The organism is Poseidonibacter parvus (assembly GCF_001956695.1).
Lineage (GTDB): Bacteria > Campylobacterota > Campylobacteria > Campylobacterales > Arcobacteraceae > Poseidonibacter > Poseidonibacter parvus.
In genome coordinates this window covers 406,830-423,706 of record NZ_CP019070.1, presented here as the reverse complement: position 1 = coordinate 423,706, position 16,877 = coordinate 406,830, and the positions used below count along the sequence as shown (strand labels likewise).

16 protein-coding genes are annotated in these 16,877 nt (G+C 27.7%); 9 read left to right on the top strand and 7 right to left on the bottom strand.

What is annotated here, in order from left to right; translation table 11 throughout:
- Positions 1 to 39 precede the first annotated feature (39 nt).
- A complete protein-coding gene (locus LPB137_RS02110; RefSeq protein WP_228144704.1) occupies positions 40 to 972 on the bottom strand; it encodes a dihydrodipicolinate synthase family protein in 933 nt (310 codons plus the stop codon).
- A 214-nt stretch (positions 973 to 1,186) separates the two neighbouring features.
- On the opposite strand from LPB137_RS02110, the gene LPB137_RS02105 reads away from it, so the two are divergent.
- A complete protein-coding gene (locus LPB137_RS02105) occupies positions 1,187 to 2,095 on the top strand; it encodes a DMT family transporter (protein ID WP_076083765.1) in 909 nt (302 codons plus the stop codon).
- A 1-nt stretch (position 2,096) separates the two neighbouring features.
- On the opposite strand, the gene LPB137_RS02100 is transcribed toward LPB137_RS02105, so the two are convergent.
- Positions 2,097 to 2,885 (bottom strand): ABC transporter ATP-binding protein, encoded by a 789-nt coding sequence (locus tag LPB137_RS02100; RefSeq protein ID WP_076083762.1) that lies wholly within the window; start codon positions 2,883 to 2,885, stop codon positions 2,097 to 2,099.
- 87 nt (positions 2,886 to 2,972) lie between these two features.
- On the opposite strand from LPB137_RS02100, the gene LPB137_RS02095 reads away from it, so the two are divergent.
- On the top strand, positions 2,973 to 3,821 hold the full coding sequence (locus LPB137_RS02095; protein ID WP_076083759.1) for a universal stress protein: 849 nt from the start codon (positions 2,973 to 2,975) through the stop codon (positions 3,819 to 3,821).
- 21 nt (positions 3,822 to 3,842) lie between these two features.
- Here the strand turns inward: LPB137_RS02095 and LPB137_RS02090 are convergent, their stop codons facing one another.
- The 4 genes from LPB137_RS02090 to trmD are packed head-to-tail and all read right to left on the bottom strand — an operon-like array spanning position 3,843 to position 6,034.
- Entirely contained in the window at positions 3,843 to 4,436 is a 594-nt protein-coding gene (locus LPB137_RS02090; RefSeq protein WP_076083756.1) for a DedA family protein, read from the bottom strand.
- A gap of 12 nt (positions 4,437 to 4,448) precedes the next feature.
- Positions 4,449 to 4,967, bottom strand: a complete 519-nt coding sequence (locus LPB137_RS02085; RefSeq protein ID WP_156981717.1) for a hypothetical protein — start codon at positions 4,965 to 4,967, stop codon at positions 4,449 to 4,451.
- Between the two features lie 36 nt (positions 4,968 to 5,003).
- Complete coding sequence (rplS, locus tag LPB137_RS02080) at positions 5,004 to 5,360, bottom strand: 50S ribosomal protein L19 (RefSeq protein WP_076083750.1); 357 nt, start codon at positions 5,358 to 5,360, stop codon at positions 5,004 to 5,006.
- Complete coding sequence (gene trmD / locus LPB137_RS02075; protein ID WP_076083747.1) at positions 5,357 to 6,034, bottom strand: tRNA (guanosine(37)-N1)-methyltransferase TrmD; 678 nt, start codon at positions 6,032 to 6,034, stop codon at positions 5,357 to 5,359. The genes rplS and trmD overlap by 4 nt, the downstream gene beginning before the upstream one ends.
- A 103-nt stretch (positions 6,035 to 6,137) precedes the next feature.
- Between trmD and LPB137_RS02070 the strand changes: the two genes are divergently transcribed.
- From LPB137_RS02070 to LPB137_RS02055, 4 genes are all read left to right on the top strand, one after another.
- Positions 6,138 to 6,482: a hypothetical protein gene (locus tag LPB137_RS02070; protein ID WP_076083744.1), complete on the top strand. Its 345-nt coding sequence runs from the start codon at positions 6,138 to 6,140 to the stop codon at positions 6,480 to 6,482.
- 62 nt (positions 6,483 to 6,544) lie between these two features.
- On the top strand, positions 6,545 to 8,815 hold the full coding sequence (gene metE, locus LPB137_RS02065; protein WP_076083741.1) for a 5-methyltetrahydropteroyltriglutamate--homocysteine S-methyltransferase: 2,271 nt from the start codon (positions 6,545 to 6,547) through the stop codon (positions 8,813 to 8,815).
- Positions 8,816 to 8,916: 101 nt separating this feature from the next.
- Positions 8,917 to 10,122: a threonine ammonia-lyase gene (gene ilvA / locus LPB137_RS02060; protein WP_076089160.1), complete on the top strand. Its 1,206-nt coding sequence runs from the start codon at positions 8,917 to 8,919 to the stop codon at positions 10,120 to 10,122.
- An 89-nt stretch (positions 10,123 to 10,211) separates the two neighbouring features.
- Positions 10,212 to 10,898: a F0F1 ATP synthase subunit A gene (locus tag LPB137_RS02055; protein ID WP_076083738.1), complete on the top strand. Its 687-nt coding sequence runs from the start codon at positions 10,212 to 10,214 to the stop codon at positions 10,896 to 10,898.
- A 67-nt stretch (positions 10,899 to 10,965) separates the two neighbouring features.
- Here LPB137_RS02055 and LPB137_RS02050 read toward each other — a convergent pair whose 3' ends face one another.
- Positions 10,966 to 13,698: a RecB-like helicase gene (locus LPB137_RS02050; RefSeq protein ID WP_076083735.1), complete on the bottom strand. Its 2,733-nt coding sequence runs from the start codon at positions 13,696 to 13,698 to the stop codon at positions 10,966 to 10,968.
- 112 nt (positions 13,699 to 13,810) lie between these two features.
- Here LPB137_RS02050 and argB point away from each other — a divergent pair, with 112 nt between their 5' ends.
- The 3 genes from argB (at position 13,811) to petA (ending at position 16,868) form a co-directional block, all read left to right on the top strand.
- Positions 13,811 to 14,716, top strand: a complete 906-nt coding sequence (gene argB / locus LPB137_RS02045; RefSeq protein ID WP_076083732.1) for an acetylglutamate kinase — start codon at positions 13,811 to 13,813, stop codon at positions 14,714 to 14,716.
- A 9-nt stretch (positions 14,717 to 14,725) separates the two neighbouring features.
- The gene (gene thrC / locus LPB137_RS02040; protein ID WP_076083729.1) at positions 14,726 to 16,207 is read left to right on the top strand and encodes a threonine synthase; all 1,482 of its coding nucleotides are present in this window, start codon (positions 14,726 to 14,728) and stop codon (positions 16,205 to 16,207) included.
- A 160-nt stretch (positions 16,208 to 16,367) separates the two neighbouring features.
- Positions 16,368 to 16,868 carry a ubiquinol-cytochrome c reductase iron-sulfur subunit gene (gene petA, locus LPB137_RS02035; protein WP_076083726.1) on the top strand — a complete coding sequence of 167 codons (501 nt, stop codon included), beginning with the start codon at positions 16,368 to 16,370 and terminating at the stop codon, positions 16,866 to 16,868.
- Positions 16,869 to 16,877 lie beyond the last annotated feature (9 nt).

Genomic DNA, 16,877 nt, shown 5'->3' with positions numbered 1-16,877 from the left:
TTTAATTAATTTTTTTTTCTATCATACTATCAATAAGGATTAATCTAATAAACCCAATGCTTCAACTCTTTCTTTTGCTAGAATATACCTTGCTCGAACATCTTCAATTTGATCACGAGTTAATTTCTTACCAAGAGTACGAAGTCCTCCAACAGAATCATTATGGTGAATTCCCATTGCAAACTTAAGGTATTCCATAAGCAGCGGCTGACCATCAAGATATGAAATAGAGTTCATAGCCTGAGAAACTTTTAGAGCCTGGGCCCATTCTCCTTTTAAAACATACTCCTGCATAGTAACACTAGCTTTTGGGAAGACAGTACCTACACCTGTAATCCCACCGCATGCTCCAGCAAGTCCAGCATATACAGTTACAGTATCAACACCTGCCAAAATTTTTAAATCTTTGTTCTCTAACAACAGTGTTTCAATAATTGAAACATCTATAGACGATATTTTAAGAGCAACTACTTCAGGTAGATCAGCAAGTTTAATAAGAGTATCTGTTGAGATTGCATGATATCCTGCTGCATCAGGGTTGTTATAAGGCATAATTGTTATGCCTGCCTCTTTTGCAGCTGTTGCAGCAAGAGCATAGTACGCATACATATCTTCATCAGAAGGAACTGCTAAAGTTTTTGGAGGCATAACCATAACCGTATCCACACCAACAGTTGCTAGTCCTGCAATGATTTTAGCAATCTCTTCTTTAGTTTCTGCCACAGCTCCACTGATCAAGGGAACACTATATTTTTTAGCAACTTCAGAAAGGGATTTAAGTAGTGAGAGACGCTGTTCGTTACTTAGGTAACTATTCTCACCTAAAGTACCAGAAGCCACAAGTCCTCCCATTCTACTTCCTCCCTTTCCTTGAGCTTTTAAAACATATTCAGCCTGTCTTTGTGTTTCTTCAAAGTCAATTTCAAGGGCACCAGATTCTGATTCTTTTAGCCATGTAAACACGGCCGGCATAACTGTATAAAGCCAATCTGTACTAGTTGTTTTCATTATATTACCTTTTTGTCAAATAAATTATTTGACATAATCCTTTTAACTTAATTTAATTTTTTTGTTGTATCATGTTTATTAATATATTCTTGATATATCAATTGATATATTAGAAGTATATCATAGCAGTATTTGTTTTTATATTAAAACAAACTGAAATTTTAAAAAAAGTAGTAATATGAAAAATGACATTAAAAATCAGAAGATAGCTTATATTCACGCACTAATTGCAGTGTTTTTATGGTCAACTGTTGCAAGTGTATTTAAAATAAGCCTTCAAACCTTAAGTGTAGCACAGCTAGTTTTCTATGCTGTTCTTACTTCAACTATAGTTTTATTAATTATTGTATTAATAAAAAAACAGTTAAAACAAGTACTTATACATTTTAAACAAAATTATAAACTTATTATTCTATTAGGAATACTAAATCCATTCTTACAATATATATTATTGTTTAAGGCATATGATCTTTTACCAGTTCAAGAAGCACAAACTATAAATTTTACTTGGGCATTAATGTTGACATATCTTTCAATACCTTTATTAGGTCACAAACCAAAGCTTAGTGATTTTATTGCAGGATTTATATGTTATTTTGGAGTTTTGATTATTGCAACAAAGGGAAATCCTTTATCATTAGACTTCTCAAATACATATGGTGTTATCTTAGCACTATTAACTACAGTAGTATGGTCTTTATATTGGATATATAATACAAAAGTAAAAGTAGAACCAGTTGTTGGTCTCTTTTCTAGTTTTATAGTTGGTTTACCCTTAGTTTTAATTTATTACTTATATATGGAAGATTTTTCTATACCGGATATAAAGGGGTTATTAGGAGCGACTTATATAGGGTTATTTGAAATGAGTATAACTTTTATGTTTTGGTTAAGTGCAATGAAATTAACTACTTCTACATCAAAAATTGCTAATTTAATATTTATAGCACCATTTTTATCATTAATATTTATTTACTTTTTAGTGGGAGAAGCAATTTTATTTTCTACTATTATTGGTTTAGTATTAATTGTAATTGGTTTATTAGTGCAACAAGGTAAATCATTAACACAGAAGATTAAAAAATAAATTAATCTTCTTTTATATAATATTTATTATTTTTTGACAAGAGTTCAATATCTAAATCAAAAACTTTTGAGATATTAGCACTTGTTAAAATATCTTTTTTTAAACCTTGTTTATAAATACAATTGTCAGCAATAAGAGCGACATGACTTATATCTTCAATAATTTCTTTAACATGGTGAGTAATTATAATAATACTTAATGTTGAAGTTAATCTTTTAATTAATGATAAAAAATTCTTTTGTGCTTTTATATCAAGTCCTGTTGTAGGCTCATCAAGTAATAAAGCTTTTGGTCTATAAATTAAAGCTCTTGCTATTAGACATTTACGAAGTTCTCCCGTTGACATTAAAGAAGCCTTTTTATCTTTTAAAACTTTTATATCTAAGTAGTCAAAAATTTCATCTGTTTTTTCATTTTGTTCTTTAGTAAAAATATGATGTTCTTTTTTACCAATACTTGCAAAAAAACCAGAACGTACAATTTCATAACCACTGGCAAATCTAGCTTGATATACAAACTCGTTTTGTAGTTCATTTGTAACTATTCCAAGTTTTTTCTTTAAATCAAAAATATCCCATTTTTCTATTCCAAATATTTTTTTCTTAAATTCATAATGAGTATTAGGATATAAATCATTTGATATTAGTTTTAATAAAGTTGATTTACCAGAACCATTTGCACCTAATATAACCCAATGTTCTCCCTCTTTAATATTTAAATTAATATTTTTTAAAACTAAAAACCTATAGTCATAGCCAATATTTATATTTTCAAATTCTATTATATTCATCTTTATCCTTATATATATTATTAATATATCATATTTTACTATTTTTATGATAAAATTAATATATTAATAATATATTAAAGGAATATAATGGAATATAAAAAATTATTCTTCCCAATTGGTGGAGGAGAAGAGCTTGCTCAAAGAATTCATGGTGCATTACTTATTGGAAAACACTTTAATGCTCATTTAGATATTTTTAAATCACTTGCAAAACCTAGTCAGATTATGCAATTTGCAGACAATATACCAGAGTCTATTTTAAAAGAATTAAATGCAATTGCTAAAGATAAACTAGAAAAAGATCTTCATATACATGAAAAAATATTTAAAGAAGAAGCAAATAAACTTGATACTACAATTTCAAGTACAATAATCACTAATACTGCTAGTGCACAGATATTATCAGGAGAAGGATATAGAAGTAAGTTAATTGAACAAGAGTCAAAGTACTGTGATTTAGTTGTTGTTTCTGCTCCTCATAATGCACGATTAACGGCTACGTTTGAAACCACAGTTACAAAAAGTGGAAAACCTGCATTAATGTTTCCTAGAGAAATGACAAGTTTTAATACAGACCGAATACTAATTGGATGGAATAATTCACCAGAGGTATCAAGAGCAATATCACAAGCAATACCTATAATGAAAAAAGCAAAGAAAGTACATATTATTACAGCAAATGAATATATGAAAAATGAGAATGAAGTAATCAAATTGCAAGATTATTTAAAAATACATAATATAATAGCAACATATGAAATAGTAAAAACAACAAATACTCCAGGTGAAGCTTTACTTAAAAATGCTAAAGATGGGAATTATGAATTAATAGTTGCAGGTGCTTTTGGACATAAGGGTTTTAAAGAGCTTATGTTTGGAGGAACTACTAAATACATATTAGAACATACAAATATCCCAATATTTATGTCAAATTAATAAAATAGAGTTATTTTAACTCTATTTTTTAATCTTTTTATAATACCAAAAACCAATAATTGCTAAGCAAATTAAAATTCCAACGATTATATACCTTAGATATTCTTTTATTAAAGCTTCATTATCTCCTAAGTAGTATCCTAGAAGTGTTAAAATCACTACCCAAATCGCTGCACCTAATGTAGTATAAATAGAAAATGTTAATAAATTCATTCTAGCAAGGCCTGCTGGAAAAGATATATATTGTCTTACTGCTGGAATTAAACGCCCTGAGAAAGTTGAAATATGTCCATGTGATTTAAAAAACTCTTCCATTTTTGAAATTGTTTCTTCTTTAATAAAAAAGTATTTCCCATATTTAACTAAAAAAGCTCTTCCGAATTTAACTGCTAAAAAGTAGTTAAAAAGTGCGCCAGTTAGTGAGCCAGCAACTCCTGCAAAAATAGCAAAATATATATTCATTTCACCCTTATATGCTAAGTAACCAGCTGGAACCATTACAACTTCTGAAGGAAATGGAAAGAACGAGCTTTCTAAAAACATCATGATAAATATACCTGTATAGCCTAAACTACCAACAGTATCTACAACAAAGTTTACAATATCATGAAGCATTAAGTACCTTTATTAAATTAAGTTCTTCCATTTTAAAATAGAATCATTTATAAGTTGGAATATCTCTTTTTCACTAGGAGTTGTTTCATCAAAATAATCAGAAACAATTTTTAATATATAAAAGTCTTGAATATTTTCTTTACATGTTTGTCTAAAGAACTCTGCTTGCTTATCAACAAGTAATGTTTCTAAATCTTTATCTGTTTCTAAAGCTTTCTCTACTGTAGTAACATTTGCAAAATTAAGTCCATTGATAAATCGATTAGTACAAAAAAGTGTTCCTAGAGCAATTGATCCATCACTGCACGAGGCAATACTTAAATCAAAAGCTTTAGAGATTTGGAAGTTTTTGAAAATATAATTTAAAGAGTCTAATATTTCTTCTTTACTTACACCAGAAACTATAAGTATTAAATCATCATTAGAATAAATTGTATTTTCAATTGGATTAGTTAATTTCTCTAAATTAAAGAAATCAACTATAGGTTGTGCTTCTATTAAAGAAGTAGTGTGAATTAATATTTTTGACATATTAATTAACAATAGAGCCTAAACTCTAAAGTTTTACTATCTTTTAAGTTCTTTAATTCTTGCAGCTTTTCCTCTTAATCCTCTTAAGTAATGTAACTTAGCTCTTCTTACTCTACCTCTTCTTAATACTTCAAAAGATTTGATTGAATCAGAGTATAATGGGAAAATTCTTTCAACACCAACAGAGTTAGCACCAATTTTTCTTACGTTAAATGTTGCAGAAACACCTTCACCATGTCTAGCAATTACGATACCTTCGTAAGTCTGAACTCTCTTTTTTTCACCTTCTTTAATCTCAATACCAAGTCTTACAGTATCTCCTGCTCTAAATTGAGGGATTTCTTTTGACTCTATTTGTGCAGTTTCGAAACTAGCAATATATCTGTTTTTCATCGTTTTTCCTTATTAGGTCTATAGTATTTTGTCTTACAAATTGACATCTGGTTTTTTAAGTCGGAAATTTTACTATGATTTCCCTTTAAGAATTCTTTAACGACACTTAAATTTTGGAAAATTTCAGGTTTAGCAAAAGATGGAGCTTCTAAAAGTTGATTTTCATAACTCTCAACATCTAAAGATTGGGCATTCCCAAGAACACCATCAACATTTCTAGAAATTGCATCACTCATTGTTAAAGATGGTAATTCTCCACCTGTTAAAACAAATTCTCCTATAGAAAATACCTCATTTGCATATTTTTCTATTACTCTTTCATCAATTCCTTCATATCTTCCACTTACAAATACTATGTTTTTTTTCTTTGCCAAACGCTTTGCATCATTTTGTTTAAATGTTTTTGCAGCAGCTAAAGGAAAAATAATATAAGCATCTTCATTTTCTTCTTTTATTTTATCTAAGCAATCAAACAAAGGTTGGCAAGTCATAAGCATTCCTGCTCCTCCACCTACCATTTGTTTATCAACTTTCAAATGCTTATTATTTGTGAAATCTCTTGGATTATAAAACTCATAAGATATAAAATTTGAATCAACTGCTCGTTTTAAAATAGAATCTTGAAAATATGGTTCAATTAAGTTTGGGAAAAGTGTCACAAATGTAAATTTCAAACTAATACTCTACCTTTTTTATTGGAATAATACCATATTTATTTTTATTTGTAATTAAGCATTATTAATTTAAACTGCACGAAAAATTTATTAAGGTTATTATTTGAAACTACTAAGAGGTTTTGGCAAAAAGTATTTTACACTAAGTTCTATACAAGCATATTCATTAGCTACACAATTACATAGTGTCCTAACGTCTACAAAAAACCATATCAATAATAAACTTTTAATTTCTAACGAAAACGATGAAGATGAAGATGCACCTCCAAATCTCATTGAAAACTTAACTTTATGTCTTATTCAAAATAAGAAGCCATGTCATTGTGAATGTATCTTTAAAAAAAGAACTGCTTTAGCTATAACTCTATTTAAATTTATTCCTCGATGTCCATTTTACAATGCTTTTTTTGCCTTTAGAAGAACAGGAGTACACCCTCCTTTTGCATAATTTATTCAAAAATTAAAACAAAATCATATAAAAATAAATTATTAATAACAAAAGGATTAGTTATGCAAAAGAATTACGTATTAGGATTTCCTCGTATTGGAGAAAAAAGAGAACTTAAAAAAGTTTTAGAAAAATATTGGTCAAAGCAAATAGGCTTTGAAGAAGTTAAATATGTAGCAGAACAATTAAAAAAAAGACACTGGAATTATCAGAAAAAAGCAAAAATAGATTTTATTTCATCAAATGATTTTTCATATTATGACAATATGCTTGATACTACAATTTTATTAGGAGCAATTCCAAAAAGATTTGAGAAGCTAAAAGACGAAGAACAATACTTTTCAATGGCTAGAGGAAATGACAAAGCTCTTGCAATGGAAATGACAAAATGGTTTAATACAAATTACCATTATATAGTTCCAGAAATTTCAAAAGAAACTACATTTAAATTAAATAGTAAAAAAGTTATAAATGAATACAAAGAAGCTAAAGAATTAGGTATTAAAACTAAAATCAATTTAATTGGACCTATTACATATTTAGGTCTTAGTAAAAGTATTGATAATAGTGATACATTTTCTCATATAAATAAAGTTGTAGAAATTTATAAAGAACTATTATTAGAAATATCAAATTTAGATGAAGAAATTGTTGTTCAATTTGATGAGCCTTTATTTGTAAAAGATTTAGACTCAAAAATACTTTCTCTAATAAAACCTACTTATGATCAATTAACAAGTATTGCAAAAAATATTAAACTTGTTGTTTCTACTTATTTTGAACACTCTAATGAAGCAACAAAAAATTTTGTTAACACTCCTATTTGGGCTCTTGGTTTAGATTTTATTTATGGAAGAAAAAATCTTAATTGCTTAAATTTAATCAAAGATTCAAATAAAGTATTAATAGCAGGTGTAATTGATGGACGAAATATTTGGAAAAGTAACTTTGAAGAGAAAAAATCACTTTTAGAAGAAATAGCAAAAGTAATAAAAAAAGAAAATATTATAATTTCTACATCTTCATCACTATTACATGTACCTTTTACTTTAAATTATGAAGAAAAATTGGATGAGCAGATTAAATCTTGGTTAGCTTTTGCTTGCGAAAAATTAAATGAATTATCACTTCTTTCAAAGCAATTTTTCAATTTAGATTTAAGTTTAGAAGAAAAGTCTGCAATACAAAAAAATATTGAAGATAATAATAAAAGAAAAACATCTACAAAAATTCATAATAACAAAATTCAAGAAGAGTTAAAAAATCTGAAAGTATTACAAAGAGCAGATAAATTTGAAGATAGAATTAAAGCGCAAAGAGATTATTTCAAGTACGATTATCTAGCAACTACTACAATTGGATCTTTTCCTCAAACAAAAGAAATTAGAGAAAATAGAAAGAATTATAAAGCCTCTTTAATTAGCAAAGAAGAATATGAAAAAGAGATAAAAAAATATATTGATGATTGTATTTCATTTCAAGAAGAAATTGGACTTGATGTACTAGTTCATGGAGAACCTGAAAGAAATGATATGGTTGAATATTTTGGTGAGATGTTAGATGGTTTTGCTTTTACTAAAAATGCTTGGGTTCAATCATATGGAAGTAGATGTGTGAAACCACCATTAATTTATGGAGATGTAAACAGAGAAAATCCAATGACTGTAAATTGGACTAAATATGCTCAAAGTAAAACATCAAAAACAGTAAAAGGAATGTTAACAGGTCCAGTTACTATTTTAAACTGGTCTTTTGTAAGAGATGATATGCCAAGAAGTGAAGTAGCAAAACAAATAGCCTTAGGAATTTGTAAAGAAGTTGATGACTTACAAAATGCAGAAATAAAAATGATTCAAGTTGATGAAGCAGCTTTTAAAGAAGGTTATCCTTTAAGAAAAGAAAATATTGCTGAATATGAAAAGTGGGCTGTTGATAACTTTAAACTAAGTATTTCTTGCGCAAAAAGTAATACTCAAATTCATACACATATGTGTTATAGTCAATTTAATGACATTATTAAAACAATTGAAGCTATGGATGCTGATGTGATTTCAATAGAAACAGCAAGAAGTGGAAATAAACTTTTAAAGATATTTAAAGAAGTAGCTTACAAGCAAGAAATAGGACCAGGAATTTATGATATTCATTCTCCAAGAGTTCCAAGTATTGAAGAAATGGTTAAACAAATTGAAGCTTTAGTTGAAGTTTTACCAAAAGAGCAATTATGGATAAATCCAGATTGTGGATTAAAAACAAGAAATTGGCCTGAAGTAAAACAAAGTTTAAGAAATATGGTTAAAGCCGTACAAATAATAAAAGAAAAAACTTACTAGAGTCTTTAGACTCTAGTAAAAATATGTTTTATCATAATTAATTATGATAAAACATATTTTTAGATAATATCAAGGAATTATATAAAATGAGAAAAGAAGAAATGATTACATTAAACAATATTAAAGAAGCGAAAAAAAGATTAGCAGGCACTGTTTTAAATACTCCATTAGTTAAAGCTCCAATTTTAAGTAGTGACTTAAATGCACAAATTTATTTAAAAGAAGACAATTTACAACTTACAGGTAGTTTTAAAATAAGAGGTGCTTTTAATAAACTTGCATGTATGGAAGATAAGGTAAGAAAAAACGGTGTAGTAGCTGCAAGTGCTGGTAATCATGCTCAAGGTTTAGCATATGCTGCAAAACATTTTGATTGTGAAGCTACAATTTTTATGCCAGAATCAACTCCTCTTACAAAAGTAAGTGGTGTAAAATCTTATGGTGCAAATGTTGTTTTAGTTGGTGAAAATTTTGATGAAGCCTATGCAACTGCAATAAAATTTTCTGAAGAAAACAATAAAGAGTTTATTCATCCTTTTGCAGATGATGCTGTTATTGCTGGGCAAGGAACAATTGCTTTAGAAATTCTAGAAAAAATTGATGATATTGAACATATTGTTGTACCAATTGGTGGGGGAGGATTAATTTCAGGAATTGCAATCGCAGCAAAAGAAATAAATCCAAATATAAAAATCACAGGTGTAGTTGCAAGTGGTGCTAGAGGAATGAAAGAATCTTTTGAATCAAAAATGCCAATTGATTCAGCATCAGTTAAAACAATTGCAGATGGAATTGCTGTAAGAGATGTAACTCCAAAACTTTTAGAAATTATTTTAGAACATGTTGATGAAGTTGTTGAAGTATCTGATAATGAAATAGCAAATGCCATTTTATTTTTACTAGAAAAACACAAATTAGTAGTTGAAGGAGCAGGTGCTGTAGCAACTGCTGCTATTATGCATAAAAAAGTAGAAATAGAAAATCAAAAAGTTTGTTCAATTGTTTGTGGTGGAAATATTGATGTTACAATGCTTTCTTTAATTATTGACAAAGGTTTAGTAAAATCATATAGAAAAATGAATCTAATTGTTACTTTAATGGACAAAGCAGGTGCTCTTATGAGATTAACTGAAGTACTTAAACAAAGTGATGCAAATATTGTACAAATAGATTATGATAGAAACTCCGTTAAATTAGAGTTTGGAGAAGCACATGTAACAATTGCAGTTGAAACAAAAGGCGAAGAACATCAAAAACTAATTAGAGAAAATTTGAAACAAAACGCATACAGATTCAAACAAATTTAAATTAATTTATAATCTTTATATAGTTTTTAGAAAACAAATCATATAATGCAGAGATAATTTAGTATTGAGAAACAAAAAAAAGGAAGAAAATGGAAGGAAGACTATTTACATTCTTGGGATCTATTGGTGGTCACGGTCAAGAATGGATTATCTTATCACACTTTGTCCTAGTGGTAGGTATAATATTTTTAATAGCACGATCAGCTACAAAAAGATTACAATTAGTTCCAACTGGTAGCCAAAATGTTATGGAAACATTCATTGGTGGTGTTATATCTGTAGGTGCTGATACAATGGGTGAAAAAAATGCTAGAAGATACATGCCTTTAATTGCATCTTTAGCGTTAGTAATTGTTTGTTCTAACTTAATTGGTGTTATTCCAGGTTTTGAATCACCAACAGCTAATATAAACTTTACTTTATCTTTAGCTCTTATAGTATTTGTTTACTATAATTACTTAGGTATTAAAGAAAATGGTTTTATAAACTATTTTAAACATTTTATGGGTCCAATGCCAATTTTAGCTCCATTAATGTTCCCTATTGAAATTATTTCTCACATTTCTAGAATCGTATCTCTGTCATTCAGACTTTTTGGTGCAATTAGAGGTGATGATATGTTCTTAATGGTATTATTAATGTTAACACCATGGATTGTACCTTTATCTGGATTCTTTATGTTAACAGCATTTGGAGTTTTACAAGCATTCGTATTCGCTATTTTAACTTACGTTTATATAGCTGGATCAATTATGATGTCAGAAGAAGATCACTAGAACTTTAAGTTTTCTTAATATTTAAAAAAGGGATGAAGAAATTCATCCCTTTTTTTATGCCTATATTTTAAACCTCATCAATTAAAACTTCATTCTCTTTTAAATACACTAAATATGAAAATACTTCTTCACTTTTGAATATCTCTTTAATTGCTTTTTTATAGTAAGTTACTTGTAAGATATGATCATGTGATTTTTCTTTTGTAGTTTTATAATCTAAAATATAATATTTGTCACCTTTAAATAAAAGTAAATCAATAATTTTAATTTCTCCATTATAAACTAAAGCTTGCTCAGATATAAACTTTGAATCTTTAATTAAATTGGCAAATAACTTATGTTCAAGTAGTTTTGTTATTCTATTTTTAATATTAATAAAATCACTCTCATCTAAATAGTTTGAATACCTAGTTCTTACAAGATTCAAACAATAATCTAAATCAGCTTTATCAAAGTCATTCATCATTTCAAGACAAAAGTGAGTTGCAATACCAAAGTATTTAGAATGAAGTCTATTATCATCTAAATCTTTTTCTTTTGCAATTTGTTTTTCTTGTTGACCTAAATCCATTGGAGTATAAAGAATTTTTTCGCTTTTTTCATAATTTTTTGATACATTTGTACTTTCAATTATTTGACCAAATATTGAAGCTTTCATACTTAGGATATCAAAAACTGATGACTTCTCTTTTTTGAAGATTATCATATTATTTTTAGCACGAGTAAGAGCAACATATAAAATATTTATTTCATCTTCTAAGCTTAATGCTTTTTCTTTTGCAATAGCATTTGAGTATTGTTTATTATAATTTTCATAACCTTTTATTTTGTAAAAGATATTTTTTAACTCAACACTATCATATTCAAAAAGTAATGATGACTTATCAGAATTTTTTCTTTTTATTCTATCAAGTAAAATTACAGTATTAAACTCTAAACCTTTTGATTTAAAAATTGTAAGTATTTGTAATCCTGAAGATTCGCTATTTTCCATAACAGCATCAAGTTTATCTATTTCGTAAACAAAATCTACAATATTATTATAAATAGTACTACACTCTATAAACTTAACAACATTTTCATCTATTATTTTTAATGATGTTGCTATTTCTTTTATAATTTCCTGAACAGATTTTTTATCTACTTCAAAATTAATTGCAAGCTTTGTTAATACTTTATTTCCAATTAGTGCATTTAAATTTTCTTTATAAATCTCTTCTTTAAAATAAATATATTTAATTGCATTTATTACAGCTTGTACATTTTCTTGATTTATTAATTTTGATGTCATTTCAGTAGATATTTTTAAACTTGGAAATTTATTCTTTAAATAATTATACATATCTAAAACATCAGAGTTAGTATATGTTAATATTGCAATATCATTTGAGTTTACACCTTGTTTAATAAGTTGTGCAATCTTTGAAGCAACTGTTGCAAACTTTTCTTCTTCAACTAATTGTTTATCAACAAGAACTTCAACATATCCACCTTTCCTGATTGATAACTGATCATAATATTCATAAGAAGGTAAATTTACAAATAATGAATTTACAAAATTTATTACATTTTCACAAGACCTATAGTTTGTATTTAAAACTTCAACCTCTAAGGATTTATTTGTATTTGCTACATAATCAAATAATTCTCTTTTTCCACCTCTAAATCTATAAATAGATTGTTTTGTATCCCCCACATAAAAGAAGGATTTGAATTTATTTTGTTCACCAGACAATGACTCTTTTATAAGTGGTTCTAAAATTTTATATTGTAAAAGAGAAGTATCTTGAAACTCATCCATTAAAATATGGGAAAATTGAGAATCTAATCTAAAATACAAAAACTCTTTATCTATTTTTGTTGATAATAACTCATATACTAAATTTGAAATATCATTAAATTCTAAATAGTTTTTATTTTTATTAAATGTTAATTTAAAATTTTTAAACATCATATATAATTCAAAAAGTTTACTAAGACTATATCCAGCTCTTAGCTTATAATAAAGTCCTATTTCTTCTTTTACATTTGCAAAAAAGCTCTCCAATGTATCATTTGAACATTTTTTAAAATATGAATAATCACTTAAAGTCTCTTTTCCTATCCATGTTTTTGTAAACAACTCATCAAAGTTTTCAAAATCAACTGCTTTTTTAGCTGAATTACTTGCAACTTCACAATTCAAAATGGCTTCTTTTATTTTATATGCACTTAATAAAACTTGATCTTTTTGAATATTTATTAACTTTGCATCAATATCAACAATTTCAATATTTTCATTTTTTTCAAGTAGGTTTTTAAATAAATCAAAAATAGAATTAAACTTCTTTTTTTCATAAATTGAAAAATCAATCAATGAGTCAAACTGCTTTACATCAAGAGATTGTAAAAACTTCATAGATAAAGCTTCAATATCATCTTCTTTTATTTCAAAGTCATCTGATATTCCAATATAACCACAGAATTCTCTTAATATACTATTTATAAATTTATCAATTGTAAAAATACTTAAATTTGCATTTGTAAAGGACTTTACTAAAAAGTTTTTCTTACCTAAAATTTGTTCTTTTGAAAGTGATGATTCTTTTATAATTGCATTTAAATATGCTTCATCATCACCTAGAGTTAAAAGTGTATTATATATTCTTTCACTCATCTCATTTGCAGCTTTATTTGTAAATGTAAGTGTTAATATTTCATTTGGTTTTGCATCTAATAGTAGTAGTGTAATATACCTAACTGTAAGTGCGAATGTTTTACCAGAACCAGCGCTGGCTTTTAATGCTAAAAATTTTTTCATAGTGAATAATACAACAGTAAAAATTATAAGTGTATTATTAAAAAGCTACTTTTTCTCATTAAGATAGATTTAGATATAATCATTACCTTTAAAAATAATCATAGGAAATATTATGCAAGATAAACATCAAAAAGTACAAACCCTACTTGATGCCATTCCTTATATAAAAAAATTCAATAGCAAGACTATTGTAATTAAATATGGTGGTTCAGCACAAACAAGTCCTGAATTACAAGAAAAATTTGCTCAAGATATTGTTCTTCTTTCATTACTTGGTATTAATCCAGTTATTGTTCATGGTGGAGGAGCAAGAATTTCTGAGTTATTAGAAAAACTTGAAATAAAATCTGAATTTATAGATGGTCATAGAGTTACTTCAAAAGAGACAATGAGAGTTGTTGAAATGGTACTTTCTGGTGAAATCAATAAAAACATTACCTCACTTCTTAATCATCATGGTGCAAAAGCTATTGGTATCTCAGGAAAAGATTCTGCAATTATCAAAGCACGTCCAAAAGATGGTGGAAAATTTGGTTACACAGGTGAAATCACTGAAATAAATGGAGATTTAATCAATAATTTAATTAAAGAAGGTTTTATTCCTGTAATTGCACCAATTGCAGATAGTGCAGAACCAAATCATCCAGGATTTAATATTAATGCGGATTTTGCAGCATCAAAAGTTGCTGTTGCACTTGGAGCTCAAAAAGTACTATTTCTTACAGATATTATTGGAGTGTTAGATAAAGCTGGTGTTCATTTAACAACTTTAGATAAAGAACAAGTTGAAGCTTATAAAGCTGATGGAACAATTGCAGGTGGAATGATTCCTAAAGTTGATTCATGTATTGAAACTATTCATGATGGTGTAAATAAAGCACATATAATTGATGGTAGAGTTGAGCATTCGATTTTACTTGAACTATTTACAAAAGATGGAATTGGTACACAGTTCTTAAGAAGAGATAACCCTAATAATGGGATTGATATTGAAAAATTATTAAATGAAAATGACTAAGGAATTATTATGAATTTTATTGAAACAAGAGGAAATGATGGAATTAAACCTACAGAAGTTCCATTTAGTGAAGCTATTTTAAATCCAAGTGCTTCTTTTGGAGGATTGTATGTTCCAAAAGAGTTACCAACTTTAGAAGAAAACTTTTTACAAAATCATGTAGATAAAAGTTATAAAGAATTAGCTTATGATATTTTAAAAGCTTTCCAAATTGATATTGATGAAAATGAGATAAATAAAGCACTTGATTTGTATGATAATTTTGATGATGCTTCAAACCCATGTCCAGTTGTACGTGTAAAAGATGATTTATTTGTTCATGAACAATATCATGGTCCAACAAGGGCTTTTAAAGATATGGCACTTCAACCTTTTGGTTCAATTTTAAGCTCAATTGCTAAAAAAAGAAATGAAAACTATTTAATTCTTGCGGCAACTTCAGGTGACACTGGACCAGCTGCACTTAATACTTTTAAAAATAAAGAAAATATACAAGTAGCTTGTCTTTATCCAGATGGAGGAACTTCTGATGTTCAAAGATTACAAATGGTTTGTGAAGATGGAAAAAACTTAAAAGTAATTGGAATCAAAGGAAACTTTGATGATGCACAAACAGCTTTGAAAAATCTTCTAGCATCACAAAGTTTTAAAGATGAATTACAAAATGATGGAATTAAATTAAGTGCAGCAAACTCTGTAAACTTTGGAAGAATTATTTTCCAAATTATTTATCATTTCTGGTCATATATTCAACTTCTTAAACAACAAGAAATCAAAATGGGTGAAAAAATATACCTAGTAGTACCTTCAGGAAACTTTGGAAATGTATTAGGAGCTTTTTATGCAAAAGCAATGGGAGTTCCAGTTGAGAAATTTTTAGTTGCTTCAAATGAAAACAATATTTTAACACAATGGATTAACACTGGTATTTATGATATTCGTGGAAAAGAGTTAAAACTTACAAAATCACCTGCAATGGATATTTTAAAATCTTCAAATATTGAAAGAGTTATGTATTCACTTTATGGAGCACAAAGAACAAAAGAATTATTAGATGATTTAAAAGAAAACAACATCTTTAAAATGAGTAAAAATGAAACACTTAAACTTCAAGAAGAGTTTGCAGCTGTAAATTCTGATGATGCTTATGGTCAAAAAATTATAAAAGAGTTTCTGGACGATGGATATTTAATGGATCCACATACAGCAACTTGTTTAAAAGCATATGAAGATTTAAAACAAAAAGATTTAAAAACTGTGATTTATTCTACAGCAGAATGGACTAAATTTTCTCCAACAGTTCTTAACTCTTTAAATCAAAATGATGTAAAATATACGGACAAAGAGGCATTAGATGAGATATCTTCTAAATATAATGCTAACTTACCTCAAAGTATAAAAGATTTATTTAACTCAAAAATAAATCATGATTCAATTATTGATAAAAAAGATATTGAATCGCAAATTGTTAAATTTATTAGAGAGTCATAAGTCTCTCTAATAATAAACAATACTACACATTATCTTACTTTTGTGTATAAATTTCACAAATAATAGCATTAACATAACATTTCGTGACATAAGTCAATTCATTTTAAGACAAAAGACAATATAATTGTAGGATTTTAATTTAAAAAAAAGGAAGCCAAATATGTCTAATCAAACTAATAGACGAGATTTTCTTGGTTACTCATTTGCTGCAGTTGCTGCAGTAGGTGGTGCTGCGTCACTTGTTGGAATGAAACAAGCATGGGATCCACTTCCAAGCGTTTTAGCTGGAGGTTTTACAAATGTAGAACTTGGTAGTTTAAAAGCTGGAAATCCTGTAACTGTATCATGGAGAGGAAAGCCAATTTTCTTACTAAAGAAAACTGCTGAAATGGAAGAAGCTCCTAGAGACTTAATAATCGGTTCTGACAGATTTACTGTTGCAATTGGGTTATGTACTCACTTAGGGTGTATTCCAGCATGGAAGAAAGATATGTGGAAATGTGCATGTCATGGTGGAGAGTTTAATGCTAGTGGAACACAAACATTTGGACCTCCTCCAAGACCTCTTGATTTACCACCGTTTAGTGTAAAAGGAACATCTATCGTTTTAGGTGAAGAAGGTCCTGAATACAAAAAAATCGCTGCTGCGATGATGGCATAAGGAGTAAGC

What these genes read in the sequence shown, in the direction of transcription:
- LPB137_RS02110 (WP_228144704.1), bottom strand. Translation starts at nt 972, where the DNA reads ATGCCGGCCGTGTTTACATGGCTAAAAGAATCAGAATCTGGTGCCCTT.
- LPB137_RS02105 (WP_076083765.1), top strand. Translation starts at nt 1,187, where the DNA reads ATGAAAAATGACATTAAAAATCAGAAGATAGCTTATATTCACGCACTA.
- LPB137_RS02100 (WP_076083762.1), bottom strand. Translation starts at nt 2,885, where the DNA reads ATGAATATAATAGAATTTGAAAATATAAATATTGGCTATGACTATAGG.
- LPB137_RS02095 (WP_076083759.1), top strand. Translation starts at nt 2,973, where the DNA reads ATGGAATATAAAAAATTATTCTTCCCAATTGGTGGAGGAGAAGAGCTT.
- LPB137_RS02090 (WP_076083756.1), bottom strand. Translation starts at nt 4,436, where the DNA reads ATGCTTCATGATATTGTAAACTTTGTTGTAGATACTGTTGGTAGTTTA.
- LPB137_RS02085 (WP_156981717.1), bottom strand. Translation starts at nt 4,967, where the DNA reads ATGTCAAAAATATTAATTCACACTACTTCTTTAATAGAAGCACAACCT.
- rplS (WP_076083750.1), bottom strand. Translation starts at nt 5,360, where the DNA reads ATGAAAAACAGATATATTGCTAGTTTCGAAACTGCACAAATAGAGTCA.
- metE (WP_076083741.1), top strand. Translation starts at nt 6,545, where the DNA reads ATGCAAAAGAATTACGTATTAGGATTTCCTCGTATTGGAGAAAAAAGA.
- ilvA (WP_076089160.1), top strand. Translation starts at nt 8,917, where the DNA reads ATGATTACATTAAACAATATTAAAGAAGCGAAAAAAAGATTAGCAGGC.
- LPB137_RS02055 (WP_076083738.1), top strand. Translation starts at nt 10,212, where the DNA reads ATGGAAGGAAGACTATTTACATTCTTGGGATCTATTGGTGGTCACGGT.
- LPB137_RS02050 (WP_076083735.1), bottom strand. Translation starts at nt 13,698, where the DNA reads ATGAAAAAATTTTTAGCATTAAAAGCCAGCGCTGGTTCTGGTAAAACA.
- argB (WP_076083732.1), top strand. Translation starts at nt 13,811, where the DNA reads ATGCAAGATAAACATCAAAAAGTACAAACCCTACTTGATGCCATTCCT.
- thrC (WP_076083729.1), top strand. Translation starts at nt 14,726, where the DNA reads ATGAATTTTATTGAAACAAGAGGAAATGATGGAATTAAACCTACAGAA.
- petA (WP_076083726.1), top strand. Translation starts at nt 16,368, where the DNA reads ATGTCTAATCAAACTAATAGACGAGATTTTCTTGGTTACTCATTTGCT.